Source organism: Streptomyces sp. MAI_2237 (assembly GCF_054189285.1).
The window spans coordinates 474,640-490,629 of record NZ_JAJPGQ010000001.1 but is presented as its reverse complement, the minus strand read 5'-3'; the positions used below and the strand labels follow the sequence as shown (position 1 = coordinate 490,629).

The 15,990-nt window shown below is 72.7% G+C and carries 16 protein-coding genes and 1 pseudogene; 8 read left to right on the top strand and 9 right to left on the bottom strand.

Features of this window, described 5'->3' with window-relative positions:
• Position 1: 1 nt before the first annotated feature.
• A complete protein-coding gene (locus LN251_RS02300; RefSeq protein WP_458242849.1) occupies positions 2 to 1,240 on the bottom strand; it encodes an exo-beta-N-acetylmuramidase NamZ family protein in 1,239 nt (412 codons plus the stop codon).
• 182 nt (positions 1,241 to 1,422) lie between these two features.
• Here LN251_RS02300 and LN251_RS02295 point away from each other — a divergent pair, with 182 nt between their 5' ends.
• The 3 genes from LN251_RS02295 to LN251_RS02285 are packed head-to-tail and all read left to right on the top strand — an operon-like array spanning position 1,423 to position 4,500.
• Positions 1,423 to 2,196: an SDR family oxidoreductase gene (locus LN251_RS02295; RefSeq protein ID WP_458242848.1), complete on the top strand. Its 774-nt coding sequence runs from the start codon at positions 1,423 to 1,425 to the stop codon at positions 2,194 to 2,196.
• Positions 2,193 to 3,860, top strand: coding sequence for a class I adenylate-forming enzyme family protein (locus LN251_RS02290; protein WP_458242847.1), 1,668 nt, complete (start codon positions 2,193 to 2,195; stop codon positions 3,858 to 3,860). Before LN251_RS02295 ends, LN251_RS02290 begins: the two co-directional genes overlap by 4 nt.
• A 46-nt stretch (positions 3,861 to 3,906) precedes the next feature.
• A complete protein-coding gene (locus tag LN251_RS02285; RefSeq protein WP_058926281.1) occupies positions 3,907 to 4,500 on the top strand; it encodes a TetR/AcrR family transcriptional regulator in 594 nt (197 codons plus the stop codon).
• A 58-nt stretch (positions 4,501 to 4,558) separates the two neighbouring features.
• Here LN251_RS02285 and LN251_RS02280 read toward each other — a convergent pair whose 3' ends face one another.
• From LN251_RS02280 to LN251_RS02270, 3 genes are all read right to left on the bottom strand, one after another.
• Positions 4,559 to 5,773, bottom strand: coding sequence for an acyl-CoA dehydrogenase (locus LN251_RS02280; RefSeq protein ID WP_404151870.1), 1,215 nt, complete (start codon positions 5,771 to 5,773; stop codon positions 4,559 to 4,561).
• A gap of 6 nt (positions 5,774 to 5,779) precedes the next feature.
• On the bottom strand, positions 5,780 to 6,802 hold the full coding sequence (locus LN251_RS02275) for a phosphotransferase family protein (RefSeq protein ID WP_458242846.1): 1,023 nt from the start codon (positions 6,800 to 6,802) through the stop codon (positions 5,780 to 5,782).
• 168 nt (positions 6,803 to 6,970) lie between these two features.
• Positions 6,971 to 7,267: a hypothetical protein gene (locus LN251_RS02270; RefSeq protein WP_458242845.1), complete on the bottom strand. Its 297-nt coding sequence runs from the start codon at positions 7,265 to 7,267 to the stop codon at positions 6,971 to 6,973.
• A 122-nt stretch (positions 7,268 to 7,389) separates the two neighbouring features.
• Here LN251_RS02270 and LN251_RS02265 point away from each other — a divergent pair, with 122 nt between their 5' ends.
• Positions 7,390 to 8,346 carry an NADP-dependent oxidoreductase gene (locus LN251_RS02265; protein WP_458242844.1) on the top strand — a complete coding sequence of 319 codons (957 nt, stop codon included), beginning with the start codon at positions 7,390 to 7,392 and terminating at the stop codon, positions 8,344 to 8,346.
• On the opposite strand, the gene LN251_RS02260 is transcribed toward LN251_RS02265, so the two are convergent.
• The 4 genes from LN251_RS02260 to LN251_RS02245 are packed head-to-tail and all read right to left on the bottom strand — an operon-like array spanning position 8,343 to position 10,515.
• On the bottom strand, positions 8,343 to 8,675 hold the full coding sequence (locus tag LN251_RS02260; RefSeq protein ID WP_458242843.1) for a DUF202 domain-containing protein: 333 nt from the start codon (positions 8,673 to 8,675) through the stop codon (positions 8,343 to 8,345). The genes LN251_RS02265 and LN251_RS02260 overlap by 4 nt on opposite strands.
• Positions 8,663 to 9,055 carry a YidH family protein gene (locus LN251_RS02255; protein ID WP_458242842.1) on the bottom strand — a complete coding sequence of 131 codons (393 nt, stop codon included), beginning with the start codon at positions 9,053 to 9,055 and terminating at the stop codon, positions 8,663 to 8,665. Before LN251_RS02255 ends, LN251_RS02260 begins: the two co-directional genes overlap by 13 nt.
• A gap of 24 nt (positions 9,056 to 9,079) precedes the next feature.
• A complete protein-coding gene (locus LN251_RS02250) occupies positions 9,080 to 9,598 on the bottom strand; it encodes an NUDIX hydrolase (RefSeq protein WP_058926288.1) in 519 nt (172 codons plus the stop codon).
• A 23-nt stretch (positions 9,599 to 9,621) separates the two neighbouring features.
• On the bottom strand, positions 9,622 to 10,515 hold the full coding sequence (locus LN251_RS02245; protein WP_458242841.1) for a DMT family transporter: 894 nt from the start codon (positions 10,513 to 10,515) through the stop codon (positions 9,622 to 9,624).
• 401 nt (positions 10,516 to 10,916) lie between these two features.
• Between LN251_RS02245 and LN251_RS02240 the strand changes: the two genes are divergently transcribed.
• From LN251_RS02240 to LN251_RS02225, 4 genes and pseudogenes are all read left to right on the top strand, one after another.
• On the top strand, positions 10,917 to 11,867 hold the full coding sequence (locus LN251_RS02240) for a hypothetical protein (RefSeq protein ID WP_458242840.1): 951 nt from the start codon (positions 10,917 to 10,919) through the stop codon (positions 11,865 to 11,867).
• Positions 11,868 to 11,901: 34 nt separating this feature from the next.
• A complete protein-coding gene (locus LN251_RS02235) occupies positions 11,902 to 13,440 on the top strand; it encodes an APC family permease (protein ID WP_458242839.1) in 1,539 nt (512 codons plus the stop codon).
• Between the two features lie 127 nt (positions 13,441 to 13,567).
• Complete coding sequence (locus LN251_RS02230; RefSeq protein ID WP_458242838.1) at positions 13,568 to 14,320, top strand: molybdopterin-dependent oxidoreductase; 753 nt, start codon at positions 13,568 to 13,570, stop codon at positions 14,318 to 14,320.
• Positions 14,304 to 14,931: pseudogene (locus LN251_RS02225) on the top strand (cytochrome b/b6 domain-containing protein). The gene LN251_RS02230 and the pseudogene LN251_RS02225 overlap by 17 nt, the downstream one beginning before the upstream one ends.
• Here the strand turns inward: LN251_RS02225 and LN251_RS02220 are convergent.
• A complete protein-coding gene (locus LN251_RS02220) occupies positions 14,869 to 15,930 on the bottom strand; it encodes a hypothetical protein (protein WP_458242837.1) in 1,062 nt (353 codons plus the stop codon). The pseudogene LN251_RS02225 and the gene LN251_RS02220 sit on opposite strands and share 63 nt — an antisense overlap.
• Positions 15,931 to 15,990 lie beyond the last annotated feature (60 nt).

Below are 15,990 nucleotides of genomic sequence, written 5' to 3'. Positions count from 1 at the left end.
CTCACTTGTAGAGGAGGTATTCCTTTCGAATCCGCCGGAACGCCGCGAGTTCCTCCCGCCAGCCGGCCACGACGTCCTCGGTGCTCGCCCCGGCGTCGATCGCGGTGCGCACCTGCGCGGAGCCCGTCAGCTTGTCGATCCAGTGGTCGGAGCGCCAGGCGAAGCCGTCCCAGACCTGCCTGGCGGTCACCAGCAGGGCGATTCCGGTGCGGACCGGGTCGTACGCCGTCCGGTCGTGCACATGGATCTGCACCCCGCCGATGGTCTTGCCCTGGAACTTGGAGAAGGTGGGCGCGAAGTACGCCTCCCTGAAGTGCACGCCGGGCAGCGCGAGTTCGCTCACCTTGGCGGCCCAGCGGCCGTCGATGCCGTCCGCGCCGAGCAGTTCGAAGGGGCGGGTGGTGCCGCGGCCCTCGGAGAGGTTGGTGCCCTCGAAGAGGCAGGTGCCCGAGTACACGAGCGCGGTGTCGGGCGTCGGCATGTTGGGGCTCGGCGGCACCCAGGGCAGCCCGGAGGCGTCGTAGAGGTCCGAGCGCCGCCAGCCCGTCATCAGCACGGTCTCCAGCGGTACGGGGGTGGTGAGGAACTCGCCGTTGAAGAGCCGGGCCAGCTCGGCGACCGTCATGCCGTGCGCCTGGGAGATGGGCTGCCTGCCGACGAAGGTCGCGAACTCCTTGTGCAGGACGGGGCCCTGGGCAAAGCGGCCGGTGACCGGGTTGGGGCGGTCGAGCACGACGAAGCGCTTGCCGGCCAGCTGGGCGGCCTCCATGCAGTCGTAGAGCGTCCAGATGTACGTGTAGAAGCGGGCGCCGACGTCCTGGATGTCGAAGACGACGGTGTCGACGCCGGAGGCGGTGAAGACGTCGGCGAGCGGCCCGCCGCTCTTGAGGTACGTGTCGTAGACGGGCAGTCCGGTGGCGGGGTCGTCGTAGCGGCCCTCGGAGCCGCCCGCCTGCGCGGTGCCGCGGAAGCCGTGCTCGGGGCCGAAGACGGCGACGAGGTCGACGCGGGGGTCGGCGTGCATCACGTCGACGATGTGGCGGACGTCGCGGGTGACGCCGGTGGGGTTGGTGACGATTCCCACGCGACGGCCGTCCAGGAGGGCGTAGCCGTCGGCGGCGAGGCGTTCGAAGCCGGTGCGGAGCCTGCGGCGGGACTCGGCCGCGGCGGCCGGGGGTGCGGCGGTGAGGGAGGTTGCCGCCGTTGTCGCTGCGAGGAGTGCTCGTCTGGAGAGGCGCATGAGGGGCACGGTATTGCTCCCGCGGGTCGGGTGGAAGCCGCCGGTCAGCCGGGGCCCGCCGCGCCCACTCGACGGGCCACACGTGGATGCCGGCGCGCTCCCGGCGCGTTTCGGGCACCTCTTTCCTGATACATACCGACCGGTTAGTCTGACGGCAGCCGAACCGCAGTCGAAGGAGACCGATGGTGGAAGCCGTGCAAGGTGCTGGTGTGGTCGTCACGGGAGCCGGGGGAGGCATCGGGGCCGCCCTCGCCCGGCGGTTCGCCGCCGAGGGAGCCCGGGTCGTCGTCAACGACCTCGACGGTGACCGGGCGGAGGCGGTGGCGGACGAGATCGGCGGCATCGCGGTCCCCGGCGACGCCGCGGCCGTCGTCGCCGCGGCCCGGGAGGCGCTCGGCGGCACGGTCGACGTGTACTGCGCCAACGCCGGCGTCGGGTTCCAGGACGGCGCCGAGGGGCTGTCGGCCGACGAGACGTCCTGGGCCACCTCGTGGGACGTCAACGTGATGGCCCATGTACGGGCCGCCCAGGAACTGCTTCCGGCGTGGCTGGAGCGGGGGAGCGGCCGGTTCGTGTCCACCGTCTCCGCCGCCGGGCTGCTCACCATGATCGGGGCGCCCTCCTACAGCGTGACCAAGCACGGTGCCTACGCCTTCGCCGAGTGGCTGTCCCTGACCTACCGCCACCGGGGGCTGAAGGTCCACGCGATCTGCCCGCAGGGCGTGCGCACCGACATGCTGACCGCCAGCGGCAGCGCGGGCGACCTGGTGCTCCAGCCCACCGCGATCGCCCCCTCGGACGTCGCGGACGCCCTGTTCAAGGGAATCGAGGAGGACCGTTTCCTCATCCTGCCGCACCCCTTCGTGGCCGAGTTCTACCAGGCCCGGGCCACCGACCCCGACCGCTGGCTGGAGAACATGAACCGGGTCCAGCAGAAGTGGGAGGACGTACGGTGACCGGGTCCCGCTACGCGGCCAAGCCCTGGGTGGCCCTGCTGAACGACGCCCAGCGGGCGCCGGTCGAGCCCCTCGACACGCTGGTGCACGCCCTGCGCCGCGCCGTCGGCGAGGCACCGGACCGCGACTTCCTCGCCTACTTCGACGGCCGGCTGACCTACGCCGAGGTCGACGAGCTCAGCGACTCCGTCGCCGGGCACCTGGCCGCGCGGGGCCTGGAGCGCGGGGACCGGGTGGCGATCCTGCTGCAGAACTCGCCGCTGTTCGTGCTGGCGCTGCTCGGGGCGTGGAAGGCGGGCGCGATCGTCGTGCCGGTCAACCCGATGTACAAGTCGGGGGAGGTCGGGCACGTCCTGCGGGACGGCGAGGTGACCGCGCTGATCTGCGCCGACCGGGCCTGGGAGGCGTACCTGCGCGAGACGGTCGCCGGATCGCCGGTGCGGATCGTGCTCACCGCCTGCGAGCTGGACTTCCAAAGTCGCGGCGACGCGCGCGTGCTGTCGTTCGAGCGGCTGCCGCAGAGCGCGGACGCCGCCGACCTGACCACCGTGGCCCGCGCCGGGTACGAGGCGCCCCACGGCCGCGACCTCACCCCGTCCGACATCGCGCTGATCAGCTACACCTCCGGCACCAGCGGCACCCCCAAGGGCGCCACCAACACGCACGGCAACATCATGTACAACGCCGAGCGGCAGCGGACGGGACTGGCCCTTCCCGACGGGCCCGTCTATTACGCCCTCGCCCCGCTGTTCCACATCACCGGGATGGTGTGCCAGCTCGGGGCCTGCCTCGACAGCGCCGGCACGCTCGTGCTGACGTACCGCTTCGAGGCCGGCGTGGTGCTGGAGGCCTTCGCCGAGCACCGGCCGCACTACACGGTCGGCCCGTCCACCGCCTTCATGGCGCTGGCCGCCCACCCGGACGCCACCCCGGACCACTTCTCCTGCTTCGTGAACATCTCCAGCGGCGGCGCGCCGGTGCCCCCGGCCCTGGTGGAGAAGTTCCGGGCGGGCTTCGGGCCCTACATCCGCAACGGCTACGGCCTCACCGAGTGCACCGCCCCCTGTGCCTCCGTCCCGCCCGGCCTGGAGGCGCCCGTCGACCCGGTCTCCGGGACGTTGGCCGTGGGACTGCCCGGCCCCGAGACGGCCGTGCGCATCGTCGACGACCAGGGGCGGGAGGTACCGTTCGGCGAGCAGGGCGAGATCCTCGTCCGGGGACCGCAGGTGGTGCCCGGCTACTGGCGCCGCCCGGACGCGACCGCCGAGACCTTCCCGGACGGCGAGCTGCGCACCGGCGACATCGGTTTCATGGACGAGCAGGGCTGGCTCGACGTCGTCGACCGCAAGAAGGACATGATCAACGCCTCCGGGTTCAAGGTGTGGCCGCGCGAGGTCGAGGACGTGCTGTACACGCATCCGGTGGTGCGCGAGGCGGCCGTCGTCGGGGTGCCCGACGGGTACCGCGGGGAGACCGTCAAGGCGTACATCAGCCTGCGTCCGGGTGCCGACACCGACCCGGATGAACTCGCGGTGTACTGCAAGGAGAGACTGGCCGCCTACAAATACCCGCGGCAGGTGGAGATCCTGCCGGAGTTGCCGAAGACGGCTAGTGGGAAAATCCTCCGTCGGGAGCTTCGCTCCCGTCGAGAAGCAAGCGAATAGAGCACGCCGGAACACGGCGGACGCCCGGAAGGCAGGTGGCGGCACAGTGCCCAGGACGACGGACGGAGACGGTACGCCCGTCCCGCAGCGGCTGCTGGCCGCCGCCACCCGGCTCTTCGCCGAGCAGGGCTACGACCGCACCTCCGTGCAGGAGATCGTCGAGGCGGCCGGCGTCACCAAGGGGGCGCTGTACCACTACTTCGGCTCCAAGGACGACCTCCTGCACGAGGTGTACGCGCGCGTGCTGCGCGTCCAGCAGGAGCGCCTCGACGCCTTCGCCAACGCCGACGAGCCGATCGAGAAGCGGCTGCGGGGCGCGGCGGCGGACGTCGTCGTCACCACGATCGAGAACCTCGACGACGCGTCGATCTTCTTCCGCTCCATGCACCACCTGAGCCCGGAGAAGAACAAGCAGGTGCGCGCCGAGCGCCGGCGCTACCACGAGCGCTTCCGCGCGCTGGTGGAGGAGGGCCAGGAGGCCGGCGTCTTCTCCAAGGCCACCCCCGCCGACCTCGTCGTGGACTACCACTTCGGCTCCGTCCACCACCTGTCGACCTGGTACCGCCCCGACGGCCCGATGGGCCCGCAGGAGGTCGCCGACCACCTCGCCGACCTGCTGCTGCGGGCCCTGCGTCCCTGACGGACCCGGCACACGCGTGAGGGGCGGCTGCCGATCGCAGCCGCCCCTCACCCGTGTCTCACAGGTACTTCTTCAGCTCCCGCTTCGCCAGCGACCGCTGGTGCACCTCGTCCGGGCCGTCCGCGAGCATCAGGGTGCGGGCCCCGGCGTACAGCTCGGCCAGCGGGAAGTCCTGGCTCACACCGCCCGCGCCGTGCAGCTGGATCGCGCGGTCGATGATGTCGACGACCGTCCGCGGCGTGGCGATCTTGATGGCCTGGATCTCGGTGTGGGCGCCGCGGTTGCCGACGGTGTCCATCATCCAGGCGGTCTTCAGCACCAGCAGGCGCAGCTGCTCCACGGCCACCCGCGCGTCCGCGATCCAGTTCTGCACCACGCCCTGCTGGGCCAGGGCCTTGCCGAAGGCCGTACGGGACACGGCCCGGCGGCACATCAGCTCGATCGCCCGCTCCGCCATGCCGATCAGCCGCATGCAGTGGTGGATGCGGCCCGGGCCGAGGCGGGCCTGGGCGATGGCGAAGCCGCCGCCCTCCTCGCCGATGAGGTTGCCGACCGGCACGCGCGCGTGGTCGAAGACCACCTCGGCGTGGCCGCCGTGGTAGTGGTCCTCGTAGCCGAAGACCTGCATCGCGCGCTTCACGGTGACACCGGGGGTGTCCCGCGGCACCAGCACCATGGACTGCTGGCGGCGGATGTCGGAGCCGTCCGGGTCCGTCTTGCCCATCACGATGAAGATCTTGCAGCGGGGGTCCATCGCCCCGGAGATGTACCACTTGCGGCCGGTGACGACGTACTCGTCGCCGTCCCGCTCGATGTGCGTGGTGATGTTCGTGGCGTCGGAGGAGGCCACCTCCGGCTCGGTCATCGCGAACGCGGAGCGGATCTCGCCGGCCAGCAGCGGCTCCAGCCACTGCTTCTTCTGCTGCTCGTCGCCGAACTGCGCCAGCACCTCCATGTTCCCGGTGTCGGGAGCCGCGCAGTTCGTCGCGGTGGGCGCGAGCTGCGGGGAGCGGCCGGTGATCTCGGCGAGGGGGGCGTACTGGAGGTTGGTCAGGCCGGCGCCGTACTCGCCGTCGGGCAGGAAGAGGTTCCACAGGCCCTGCCTGCGCGCCTCGGCCTTCAGCTCCTCGACCACGGCCGGGGTGTCCCACGGCGAGGCCAGCGCGGCCCGCTGCTCCTCGGCCACCGGCTCGGCCGGATACACGTACTCGTCCATGAACGCGAGCAGCCTGGCCCGCAGTTCCTCGGTGCGGGCGTCGAACGCGAAGTCCATGATCCGTCAGCCTTCCTGAAGAGTCGTCAGGCCGTGCTCGATGAAGACGGGGACGAGGTCCCCGATGCGGTCGAAGCCGCGGCCGACCGTCTGGCCCAGCGTGTAGCGGTAGTGGATGCCCTCGAGGATCACGGCGAGCTTGAACCAGGCGAAGGCGGTGTACCAGGAGACGGCCGAGACGTCCCGGCCCGAGCGGGCCGCGTACCGCTCGATCAGTTCGGCCGGGGCCGGGTGGCCGGGGGCCTCGGCGGTCGTGGAGACCGGGGAGTCGGACATGCCCAGCGGCATGCTGTACATCACCAGCAGGCCCAGGTCGGTGAGCGGGTCGCCGAGCGTGGACATCTCCCAGTCCAGGATCGCCTTGATCCGGTCGTCGCCGTCGATCAGGACGTTGTCCAGGCGGTAGTCGCCGTGCACGACGGTCGGCGCGGGCGAGGCCGGCAGCCGGCGGCCGAGCTCGGCGTGCAGCTCGTCGATGCCCGCCAGGTCGCGGTTGCGAGAGGCGTCCAGCTGCTTGCCCCAGCGGCGCAGCTGGCGGTCGAGGAAGCCCTCGGGCCGGCCGAAGTCGGCGAGGCCCACCTCGGCCGGGTCCACGGCGTGCAGTTCGACGAGGGTGTCGACCAGGGACAGCACCGCGTCCCGGGTGCGCTCCGGGCCGAGCGGGGCGAGCTGGTCGGCCGTGCGGTACGGGGTGCCCTCGACGAACTCCATGACGTAGAACGGCGCGCCCAGCACCTCCTCGTCCTCGCAGAGCAGCACCGGCCGCGGGACCGGCACGTTCGTCGGGTGCAGCGCGCTGATCACCTTGTGCTCGCGCTTCATGTCGTGCGCGGTGGCCAGCACGTGGCCGAGCGGGGGACGCCGTACGACCCACTTCGAGGTGCCGTCCGTAACCGCGTAGGTGAGGTTCGAGCGTCCGCCCTCGATCAGCCGGCCGGTCAGGGCGCCGTTCACCAGGCCGGGCCGCTCACGGTCGAGCAGGCCGCGCAGCCGGTCGAGATCGAGACCTGGCGGGTGATCGGGGCTCATCGGTGCTCCTTTGCGAGGCGCGTGCACGTGACCCGACCATCATGCCGACTGGTCGGTATGTCGTCCAGTACGGGAAGCCAAAGTGATCGGGCCCACCCTACGGCCGACAGCTCCCGGCCGGGGGCGGCGGGGAGCTGTCGGACGGTGCGGATCGGCCGGGCGCCGAAGCTAGTGGTCGTCCCAGTGGCCGTTGTGCGCGGCGTGCCGGTGCCCGTCGTGGAGGTAGTCGACGTGGTCGCCGTGCAGGGCGCTCTCGTGTCCGCAGCCGTCGCCGTGCCGGTGGTCGTGGTCCTCGTGCGAGACGTGCGACTCCTGCTCGCACTCGTCCCAGTGGCCCTCGTGCTCGCGGTGGAAGTGGCCGTCGTGCGCGTACTCGACGTGATCCCCGTGCCGCACCCGGGTGTGCCCGCAGTCGGGATCGTGCGCGTGCTTGTGGGAGGCGTGTTCCAGGTGGAGGCCGGTCATGTGCTCACCGTCGGGGTACGGGGTGGTGACGACCGACAGGCTGCCACGCGAACGGCGCATATCGGGGCAGAGAGCGCGTATCCGGCTTGCGTGGCGTGCGCGTACCCCGGAGGGTCGGTGGCATGAAGGCGATCAGCTACAGCCGGTACGGCGGACCCGAGGTCCTCGAGTACGGCGAGGTGCGCGACCCGAAGGTGGGCCCCGACGCGGTACTGGTCGAGGTGCGGGCCGCCGCCGTCAACCCCGTCGACTGGAAGGCCCGCGAGGGGTATCTCGACGGGATGCTGGAGGCGGTCTTCCCGGTGGTCCCGGGCTGGGACGTGTCCGGCGTGGTGGTCCGGCCCGGGGTGTCCGTCACCGAGTTCGGCGCCGGGGACGAGGTCATCGGCTACGTCCGCGAGGACTTCCTCTCCCGTGGCACCTTCGCCCAGTACGTCGCCGCACCCGTGCGCACGCTCGCCCGCAAGCCGCGCACCCTCTCCTGGGAGGCGGCGGCCGGGCTGCCGCTGGCCGGGCTCACCGCCTACCAGGTGCTGAACGGGGCGCTTCGGGTCGGGCGCGGCGACACCGTCCTCGTCCACGCGGCCGCGGGCGGCGTCGGTTCGATCGCCGTCCAGCTCGCCCGGCACCTCGGCGCCCGGGTGGTCGGCACGGCGAGCGAACGCAACCACGACTACGTCCGCGCGCTCGGCGGTGAGCCCGTGGAGTACGGCGAGGGACTGGCCGAGCGGGTGCGGGGACTGGCCCCCGAGGGGGTGGACGCCGTCTTCGACACCGTCGGCGGTGACGCCCTGAAGGCCTCGGCGAACCTGCTGGCCCCGGAAGGGCGGCTGGCGTCCATCGCCGACGGCGACGTCGTCCGCTACGGCGGCCGGTACTGCTGGGTGCGCCCGGACGCCGAGGACCTGCTGCGGCTGACCGAGCTGTCGGAGCAGGGCGTGGTGTCCGTGCACGTCGACGCGGCCTTCCCGCTGGAGCGGGCGGCCGAGGCGCACCGGCTCAGCCAGGAGGGGCGGACCCGCGGAAAGATCGTGGTGACGGTGGAACCGCAGGCTCCGGAGGGCGAGGACCGGGCCTAGAGGACGAGCGCCACTCCGCACAGGGCCAGGGCCACCGTGCACAGGACCGCCGTCGTGGCGTGCCGGTGCGCGAGCGCGGGCGGGCCGGCGGAGGCCGCGAGGGCCCGGATCCGGTGGTGGGCGACGAGCAGGAAGCCCAGCCAGAGGGCGCAGCACAGGGCGCAGACGACCACGCCCGACACGGTGGGACCGCCGCGCAGCGCGCTCTTGACGGAGAGGACGGCGGCCACCGTGCTCGCCAGGGTGGTACGGCGCCAGGCGAGGCGGGTGCGCTCGGGCTGGAGCCCGGGGTCGCGCTCCTCGGCCTCCGGGGCGCTCACCCCTCCCATCCGACGGTCACGACGACGACCATCGCGACGGCCACGACGGCGACGAGGAGGCCGAGCACGGCCGGGAACCGGGACACCGGCAGATCCTCGCCGCGCCGCATCGCCCGCTCGCAGCGCATCCAGTGATTGACCGCGCGCAGCGAGCACAGCACGCCCGCGGCGAGCAGCGCCAGGGCCAGCCCGACGCGCCAGGCCCAGCGCAGGTCGGGCAGGAACTGGTCCACCGCGAAGCCGCCGCCGATGAGGGCGAGGGCGGTGCGCAGCCAGGCCAGGAAGGTCCGCTCGTTGGCCAGGGAGAAGCGGTAGTCGGGCGTGCTGCCCTCCCGGCGGATCTCCTCGGGAGCGAACCACAGGCGGACGTTCCGTGCGAATTCGATCACGCGAAGGACTCTATCGGGCCCCCTTCAGGAAGCCGCCCGGTGCTCCCTCAGCCGCTCGTAGGCCGCCAGCCCGTCCGGCACCCACTCCCACTCCCGGAGCCGGCGCTCCACCTCGGCCTCCGGCAGGAAGTCGTGCCAGGCCACCTCTTCGGCCTGCGGCCGCACCGGCAGGTCGCAGCGGACCTCGTACACCGCCGACCACCAGGTGCGCCCGGCGCCTCCGTCGTAGAGGAACTTGAACAAGAAGCGCGGGGCCGGCAGACCGCTCACGCCCAGTTCCTCCTCCGCCTCCCGCAGGGCCGCCTCGTCGTAGGACTCGCCCGCGCCGACCACGCCGCCGACGAACATGTCGTAGAGGGAGGGGAAGACCAGCTTGGTCGGGGTGCGGCGGTGGACGAAGAGGCGGCCCTCGGCGTCGCGGGCCTGGATGAAGACGCAGCGGTGGCGCAGGCCCTTGGCGTAGGCCTCGCCGCGTGGGGAGCGGCCGATGACCTGGTCGTGCTCGTCGACGATGTCGAGGATCTCGTCTGCGGGGGTCGTCATACCGCCATCCAAGCAGGGCGGCGTCAGTTCGGCTGCAGGTCCCGCACGCGCTCCGGCTTGCCGGCGCCCGTCGGCATGCAGGGGTGCATGCCGAGCAGCACGATGCCGACGACGATCCCGGCGAGGCCCGCCGCCTCCCAGGCGAGCGCCCCGGTGTCGGTGCGCAGCCGGTCGCCGAGGAAGCCGACCCCGCAGACGATGCCGGCCAGCGGCTGAGCGGCGGTGAGGGCGGGCAGGGACATGCGCAGCGGCGCCGTCTCGAAGGCGCTCTGCACCAGCACCAGGCCCGTCACGCCGAGCGCGGCCACGCCGTAGGGCTGCCAGGTGGTGAACAGCTCGGTCAGGCCGCCCGCGGCGAAGAGCTGCCCGCTGACCCGGGTGAGGGCGTCCTGGACGCCGTAGAGGAGGCCGGCGGCGAGGGCGAGCAGCACGGGGCCGGAGCTGAGGCGCGAGCGCTTGGCGTACGTGGTCAGCAGCAGGGCGAGGCCCACCATGACGCCGATGATCAGCCAGTGGCGGAAGGGGTCGGCCACCGCGGTGCCGCCGCGCGGCTCGCCCGCGACGATGAACGCCGTGACGCCGCCCGCGAGCAGTGCGAGGCCGGTCCAGCCCTGGCGGCCCAGCGGCTGCCGGGTCTGCCGGCGGGACAGGGCCAGGGCGAACAGCAGGTTGGTGGCCAGGAGCGGCTCGACCAGGGAGACCTCGCCCTGGCTGAGGGCGATCGCGCCCAGGACCATGCCGACCACCATCAGTCCGATGCCGCCCAGCCAGCGCGGCACCCGCATCAGGTCGAGGAGCAGCCGGGGCGAGAGGAAGTCGCCCAGGGGTGCGTGCGAGGCCGCGTTCTGCTGGAGCACGAACCCGAAGCCCAGGCAGCAGGCAGCGCTCACGGCGAGAATCAGAACCAGAAACGACACGCTGCGTACCTCGAGTCAGACGGGCCGGGTCACGGAGTGCGTAGGGGGGACTGTAGCGTCCCAGGGCCCGGCGTGCCCCTGGGAGTACCCGGATCCGGGCAGTCGACCCGGTCACTTCTCCGTGTCGATCAAGGCAGTTGCGGATCCGGCCGTTCCGCCCATGGTGAGGGGCCGGGACGGGATGCGCCATGGCGTACGCCACACCGGATCGACGGGTCGAAGGCGCCACTCAAGATCGTCCAATTCTCAACTACCCCAAACGTAACAGAAGTTGACGCGTGTAACGGCTGTGCAGGCCTTGACTCAAGCCCTGGCTGCGAGTTTGCTGTGAGTGATCAGTTGACGCCCGTCCGATATCCCGAGTCCTGACGCAGAGCCGCGTCGCGTGAGGAAGTCCCGCGGTGCCCCCACCTCCGCCATCCTTCGGCCGGATCCGCAAGCGCGCGGCACACGCGCTGGACGCGGCCCTCGACGACACCGAACTCGCCGCCGCCCGGGCCGCCTTGGCGCAGGGAAGGTGGCAGGCCGCGCGATCACTGCTCGTTCACACGGCGGACGACTGGGACCGCCGTGGACACCGGGCCGTCGTCCTCGGGCAGGAACGCCACAGTGCGGCCTGGGCGCGGGACTGGCTGGTCGCCGAACCCGCGTCCCCCGAGGCCGCCCTGCTGCTCGCCCTCGCCCTGGTGGAACGTGCCCTGCGCGGCGCGGAACGGCCCGACCTCGCCCGCGAGGCCTGCCGGGAGGCCGCCGGACGCGCCCCCGCCGATCCCACTCCGTGGCTGGGGCTGCTGATGCTGGAGTGCTCCCTGGGTGCGGAGGAGGAGTCGTTACGGCTGTTCGGCGAGGTCCGCTCCCGATGCGCCGACCACCACCACGCCCACCATCTGATGGTCGCCCGGCTCGCCGAGCGGGGCGTCTGCGCCGGCCGGGACCCGCTGCACGAGGTGTACGACTTCGCCGACTGGGCGGCCGAGCGGGCTCCCGCCGACTCCCCGCTCGCCGTCCTCCCCGTCGTCGCGCACGCCGAGCGCTACCGCGTGCTCGCCGCCGCCGGCCACGAGCCTGCCGACCCGGTCGCCTCCGGCCACTGGAACGGACGCCGGGCCCGGCAGGTGATGAAGGCCGCCTTCGACTGGTGGCTGGAGTGGGAGCAGGAGGGGCACCCGCGCCGCCTGGTCGACCTGAACTTCCTCGCCCACGCCAAGGTCTGCGAGGGCCGCGGCGCCGAGGCCGCCGCCCTCTTCCACCGCATCGGCGAGCACGCCACGCCGGCCCCCTGGTCCTACCCGCACCACGAGCCCTACCCCGCCTTCCGTGCCGCGCGGGCCGCCGCGCTCGGCACGGCGTGACACTCCCGACGCCAACCACAAGGACGGTCCTGCGATGACCACGGGCAGTTCCAGCGCGAACCGCACGACGGCCGACGGCATCAGCACCTATCTGGGGCAGGAGCGCGCCCTGCGCGCCGACCGCCTCGGCACGGGGGGCCTGCTGCTCTCCGTGCTCGCCGCGACCGCACCCCTCATGGTGGTCGCGGGTGTCATGCCCACCACATTCGCGGTGATGGGCATCGTCGGCCAGCCCCTGCTGTTCGTCGTCCTCGGCGCGGTGCTGATCCTCTTCGGCATCGGCTACGCCGAGATGAGCCGGCACGTCCACAACGCGGGCGCGTTCTACGCCTACATCTCCCGCGGCCTCGGCAGCACCGCCGGCGCGGGCGCCGCCCTGGTGGCCCTGGTCGCCTACAACGCCATGCAGGTCGGCATCTACGGCATCTTCGGCTTCGAGGTCTCCGGGCTGCTCTCCACCTACGCCCACGTGGACGTCGTCTGGTGGATACCCGCGCTGGTGGCCCTCGCGGTGGTCGGCGCGCTGGGCTGGCTGAAGGTCGACATCAACGCGCGCGTCCTGGGCGTCCTGCTGGTCGTCGAGGTGATCCTGGTGGTGATCTTCGACGTCGCCGCGATCGGTGATCCTGCCCGGGAGGGCCTGTCGCTGCACGCCTTCAACCCGGACACCCTCGGCGGCGCGGGCGTGGGCACCGCCCTGTGCTTCTGCATCGCGGCCTTCGTCGGCTTCGAGCAGGCGCCGGTGTACGCGGAGGAGACCAGCAGGCCGCACGTCCTGGTGCCGCGGGTGATGTTCCTGGCGGTGGCCGGCGTGGCCGTCTTCTTCGCCGTCAGCTGCTGGGCGCTCACCGTCGCCGCCGGTCCGTCCCAGGTCGTCGGGGTGGCCCGCAAGGAGAGCGCGGGCATGCTCTTCTCGCTGACCGAGTCCCGGCTCGGCGGAGCCTTCACCGACGTCCTGCACGTGCTGTTCGTGACCGGCATGTTCGCGGCCATGCTCAGCTTCCACAACGTCGTCGCCCGCTACACCTTCGCCATGGGCCGCGAGGGACTGCTGCCGCGCGCCTTCGGCCGCACCACCGGCGCGAGCGGCGCCCCCGGCACCGGCTCCCTGCTGCAGACGGCGGTGGCCGCGGTGATCGTGACCGTCTTCGCGATCGCCGACGACGGCCCGGCCGGCGACCCCACCGAGCCCGTCCTGCACCTGTTCACGTGGTGCGGCAACGTCGGCGCGCTCGGCGTGATCCTGCTGATGGCGGCGGCCTCCGTCTCCGTCATCGCCTTCTTCGCCCGGCGCGGCGCCGCCGGCGCCCAGGCCTGGCGGCTGATCACCTCCGCGCTGGCCGCCGCCGCCCTGCTGGTGATCGCCGGTTACACGGTCAAGGACTTCGACGTCCTGGTCGGCGCCGGCCCCGACTCGGCGCTCAGCTGGGTGCTGCCCGGCATCATCCTCCTCGCCCTGGTCGCCGGACTGGTCCAGGGACTCCTGCTGCGCTCCCGCGCACCCGAGGCACACGCCCGCATCGGGCTCGGCAACGAGGCCTTCCGGCTGGAGGAGGCGGCCCAGGACGCATGACGCCGTTTCCGAGAGCGCCGCTTGCGAAGACGCCGTTTCTGAGAACGCCGTAAGAAGTCATTACGGAACCCTGACGGGCATCCGCGATTCCTGGTCCGCCCGGCGTCGCGGGTGTTCGAATGGAGGGGTGAACTCCGAACCACCCGAGGAACCGGGCGAGCCGCGGCCGCCCGCGCAGCACGGCACTCCGATCGGCCGCCGCGTCCTGCTGGGCACCATCGGCCTGGGCGCGCTCGGCGTGGTCGCCGCTCCCGTCCTCCAGCGCGGCCTGGAGGGCTTCCTCGGCGCAGCAGCCGACAAGGACCCCACCGGCCTGACCGGTCTGCTGCCCAACGGCGGCGGCTTCCGCTACTACTCGGTCACCTCCTCCGTCCCGCACAAGGACGCCACCGACTACCGCCTGACCGTCGACGGACTCGTCGACCGCCCGAAGACCTACACGCTCGACGACCTGCGCGCCCTTCCGCAGACCCGGCTGGTCAAGGACGTCCAGTGCGTCACCGGCTGGCGGGTCCCCCACACCCCCTTCGAAGGGGTGCGCCTGTCCCGGCTGCTGGACGCCGCGGGAGTGCGGGCCAAGGCCGGGGCCGTGCGCTTCACCTGCTTCGACGGCGCCTACTCCGAGAGCCTCACCCTGGAGCAGGCCCGCCGCTCCGACGTCCTGGTCGCCCTGCGCATGCAGGACAAGGACATCGGCCACGCCCACGGCGGCCCGGTCCGCCTGTACGTGGCGCCGATGTACTTCTACAAGTCCGCCAAGTGGCTCTCGGGCATCACCGTCACCGAGGACGTCAAGCCCGGCTACTGGGAGCGACTCGGCTACGACGTCGACGCCTGGGTCGGAAAGTCGAACGGGCGGGACGATGACCCTACGAGCTGAGGCCCACACCCCGCAGGTCACCGAGGTACGGCGGTTCGGCCCCGTCCAGCGCTGGGTGCACCGCGGCACGGCCGCCCTGATGGGCGTGTGCGTGGTCACGGCCGCCTTCCTCTACGTCCCCCAGCTCGCCGAACTCGTCGGCCGCCGCGAACTGGTGGTCCGGGTGCACGAGTTGGCCGGGGTCGCCCTGCCGGTGCCCGTCCTGCTGGGCCTGGCCTCCCGCGCTTTCCGCGCCGACCTGGGGCATCTCAACCGCTTCGGACCGCACGACAGGACCTGGCTGCACGGCGCCCTCGCCCGGGACAAGCGGCGCTCGGCGCGGCCCGCGGCGAAGTTCAACGCGGGGCAGAAGATCTACGCGGCCCTGGATCGCCGGGGCGTCGGTGGTGATGCTCGGCACCGGGCTGATCATGTGGTTCACCCACCTCACCCCGATCATGTGGCGCACCAGCGCGACCTTCGTCCACGACTGGCTGGCCCTGACCATCGGCATCGTCCTCGCCGGGCACATCGGCATGGCGCTCGGCGACCCCGAGGCGCGCCGCGGCCTACGGACGGGGAAGGTGAGCCGGGAGTGGGCCGAGCGGGAGCACCCCCTGTGGCGTCCCTGACGAGGGGTCCGGGGACGGGACGGCGGCGGGCGCCACGACCGTGAGGGCGTCCGGCAGCCGCGCCTCGGCGGAGCCGTACCGCACGACCACGTCGGCCGTCCTCGGACCGCCGTCCAGGGCCGGTACGACGGCGGCCAGCACCAGCGCGTCGCCGTTCCGGGACCTGATCACCGGCGCTGGATCGAGCCGCTTGCCGCCGATGAACACCTCGCCGTAGCGGGCCAGTTCGGCGGGGTCGAAGTAGATGCCGCGCAGTTCGATCCCGACGGTGTCACCGGGCGCGGCCCGGTCCGTGTCCACCCCCGCGACGCGGTAGTCGCACGCGGGCGGACCGCCCCGCGCGGTCCGCAACGGCACGGTGGCGTGCGGGTGTTGCCGGTGGAAGTCCAGCAGTGCGCCGAGCACCGCGTAGGCGGCCCGTTCCTTGCAGGTGTCGGCCCGGCCGACCAGGGCGGTGTGGTCCGCGGCCGCCGTGTCCCAGTTGCCGCCGCGGCCCTGCACGGCCAGACAGGCTTCGGCGAGGCCGCGCAGCAGCCGCCGGTCCGGGCCGGCCGGTGTCCGGTCGATCAGGGGAAGTGCGGTGCGGCATCGGGCGGGGTCGCGCAGCCGGTCGTAGAGGCTCCAGGCGTCGGGGACGGAGTCGGCGTCGGGCGAGACGGGTCCCGGTGGGAGCCAGGCGGGGCTCGGCAACGGCCGGCCCGCGGGCGGCCGCGTGGGGGAGGCGAACGGGTGCGGGGCGGTACCGCGGTGGGCGGGCGGCGGCGCGGTGGGGACGAGGCCGCTCGCCTCACCGGCGGGCGACTGACGGGGAGTGGGGGAGAGAGACGGGGCGGTGGCGGGCGGACGTCCGGAGGGTCCCGCGGTCACGATCGCGCCGCCACCGCCGTCTCCGCCGCTCTCCGGTCCGCCACCCCGGTCACCGCCGAAGGCCGTGACGGCCACCGCCACCGCTCCGGCCACCAGCAGCCCCGAGATGCGCGTCCCGAGGGAAACCGCCATGAAGCCCCCCGACACCGTGAACCCCGGAGCCCCCGCCCCGGGATCTCCTCATGATGCGGG

Bases quoted from the DNA above. Each gene is read 5' to 3' on its own strand.
- LN251_RS02300 (WP_458242849.1), bottom strand. From the start codon at position 1,240: ATGCGCCTCTCCAGACGAGCACTCCTCGCAGCGACAACGGCGGCAACC.
- LN251_RS02295 (WP_458242848.1), top strand. From the start codon at position 1,423: ATGGTGGAAGCCGTGCAAGGTGCTGGTGTGGTCGTCACGGGAGCCGGG.
- LN251_RS02280 (WP_404151870.1), bottom strand. From the start codon at position 5,773: ATGGACTTCGCGTTCGACGCCCGCACCGAGGAACTGCGGGCCAGGCTG.
- LN251_RS02275 (WP_458242846.1), bottom strand. From the start codon at position 6,802: ATGAGCCCCGATCACCCGCCAGGTCTCGATCTCGACCGGCTGCGCGGC.
- LN251_RS02270 (WP_458242845.1), bottom strand. From the start codon at position 7,267: ATGACCGGCCTCCACCTGGAACACGCCTCCCACAAGCACGCGCACGAT.
- LN251_RS02265 (WP_458242844.1), top strand. From the start codon at position 7,390: ATGAAGGCGATCAGCTACAGCCGGTACGGCGGACCCGAGGTCCTCGAG.
- LN251_RS02260 (WP_458242843.1), bottom strand. From the start codon at position 8,675: ATGGGAGGGGTGAGCGCCCCGGAGGCCGAGGAGCGCGACCCCGGGCTC.
- LN251_RS02250 (WP_058926288.1), bottom strand. From the start codon at position 9,598: ATGACGACCCCCGCAGACGAGATCCTCGACATCGTCGACGAGCACGAC.
- LN251_RS02235 (WP_458242839.1), top strand. From the start codon at position 11,902: ATGACCACGGGCAGTTCCAGCGCGAACCGCACGACGGCCGACGGCATC.
- LN251_RS02220 (WP_458242837.1), bottom strand. From the start codon at position 15,930: ATGGCGGTTTCCCTCGGGACGCGCATCTCGGGGCTGCTGGTGGCCGGA.